Annotated in this window: 2 rRNA genes; both read right to left on the bottom strand. The window is 51.2% G+C overall.

From position 1 onward, the window contains the following. Positions 1–6: 6 nt before the first annotated feature. Positions 7–122: ribosomal RNA gene (gene rrf / locus ACEN31_RS11435) — 5S ribosomal RNA — on the bottom strand. A gap of 86 nt (positions 123–208) precedes the next feature. After that, a 23S ribosomal RNA gene (locus tag ACEN31_RS11430) occupies positions 209–2,190 on the bottom strand; the annotation flags it as partial.

Below are 2,190 nucleotides of genomic sequence, written 5' to 3'. Positions count from 1 at the left end.
AACAATGCATGGCAACGACCTACTCTCACAGGACCAAAGGTCCAACTACCATCGGCGCTAAGAAGCTTAACTGCTGTGTTCGGCATGGGAACAGGTGTATCCTTCTTGCTACCATCACCACACATTGTCTGTATATAAGTAATCTCTTAGATCACTCAAAACTGAATATCAACTTGTGTTTTCTTACCTGCTAAACCTGAATTGGTTCGTGGTTAAGTCCTCGACCGATTAGTACTCGTCCGCTCCGTACATTACTGCACTTCCACTTCGAGCCTATCTACCTGATCGTCTTTCAGGGGTCTTACTCACTTGCGTGATGGGAAATCTTATCTTGAAGCTGGCTTCGCGCTTAGATGCTTTCAGCGCTTATCCATCCCGCACATAGCTACCCAGCGATGCTCCTGGCGGAACAACTGGTACACCAGCGGTGCGTCCATCCCGGTCCTCTCGTACTAAGGATAGCTCTTCTCAAATTTCCTGCGCCCGCGACGGATAGGGACCGAACTGTCTCACGACGTTCTGAACCCAGCTCGCGTACCGCTTTAATGGGCGAACAGCCCAACCCTTGGGACCGACTTCAGCCCCAGGATGCGATGAGCCGACATCGAGGTGCCAAACCTCCCCGTCGATGTGAACTCTTGGGGGAGATAAGCCTGTTATCCCCAGGGTAGCTTTTATCCGTTGAGCGATGGCCCTTCCATGCGGTACCACCGGATCACTAAGCCCGACTTTCGTCCCTGCTCGACTTGTAGGTCTCGCAGTCAAGCTCCCTTATGCCTTTGCACTCTGCGAATGATTTCCAACCATTCTGAGGGAACCTTTGGGCGCCTCCGTTACTTTTTAGGAGGCGACCGCCCCAGTCAAACTGCCCACCTGACACTGTCTCCCGTAGTCTATACGCGGGTTAGAGTGGTCATTCATCAAGGGTAGTATCCCACCAACGCCTCAAGCTAGACTGACGTCCAACTGTCAAAGGCTCCTACCTATCCTGTACATGATCAACAAACACTCAATATCAAGTTGCAGTGAAGCTCCATGGGGTCTTTCCGTCCTGTCGCGGGTAACCGGCATCTTCACCGGTACTATAATTTCACCGAGTCTCTCGTTGAGACAGTGCCCAAATCATTACGCCTTTCGTGCGGGTCGGAACTTACCCGACAAGGAATTTCGCTACCTTAGGACCGTTATAGTTACGGCCGCCGTTTACTGGGGCTTCAATTCGTACCTTCGCTTGCGCTAAGCACTCCTCTTAACCTTCCAGCACCGGGCAGGCGTCAGCCCTTATACGTCACCTTTCGGTTTTGCAAAGACCTGTGTTTTTGATAAACAGTTGCTTGGGCCTATTCACTGCGGCTGATGTTTCCATCAGCACCCCTTCTCCCGAAGTTACGGGGTCATTTTGCCGAGTTCCTTAACGAGAGTTCTCTCGCTCACCTTAGTGTTCTCCACTCGACTACCTGTGTCGGTTTGCGGTACGGGTTGATATACATTCGCTAGAAGCTTTTCTCGACAGTTTGATTACTCACCTTCGCTACTTAATTCGCTCCCGGTCACGACTCGTTTACTCGGACGTAAGCATTTGACTCACATCCAAACTTATCGCTTCGACACCCTATTCCATCAGGGTGCGTGAGGTCACCTCCTGTGTCCCTCCATCACTCAAACATGTATCTCAAGTACAGGAATCTCTACCTGTTGTCCATCGCCTATACCTATCGGCTTCAGCTTAGGTCCCGACTAACCCTGGGCGGACGAGCCTTCCCCAGGAAACCTTAGTCATTCGGTGGACGGGATTCTCACCCGTCTTGCGCTACTCATACCGGCATTCTCACTTCTATACGCTCCACAGCTCCTTACGGTACTGCTTCGCCGCCTATAGAACGCTCTCCTACCACTCAACCTATTGGTTGAATCCACAGCTTCGGTGTTCAGTTTAGCCCCGGTACATTTTCGGCGCAGGGTCACTCGACTAGTGAGCTATTACGCACTCTTTCAAGGATGGCTGCTTCTGAGCCAACCTCCTAGTTGTCTGTGCAACCCCACATCCTTTTCCACTTAACTGATACTTTGGGACCTTAGCTGGTGGTCTGGGCTGTTTCCCTTTCGACTACGGATCTTATCACTCGCAGTCTGACTCCCAGAGATGAGCAGATGGCATTCGGAGTTTATCTGGATTCAGTAAGACGTATG

The sequence above is a fragment of the Ruoffia sp. FAM 26255 genome (genome assembly GCF_045528525.1).
Classification (GTDB): domain Bacteria; phylum Bacillota; class Bacilli; order Lactobacillales; family Aerococcaceae; genus Ruoffia; species Ruoffia tabacinasalis.
The sequence above is the reverse complement of the archived record's forward strand: the minus strand, read 5'-3'. Positions and strand labels throughout refer to the sequence as shown.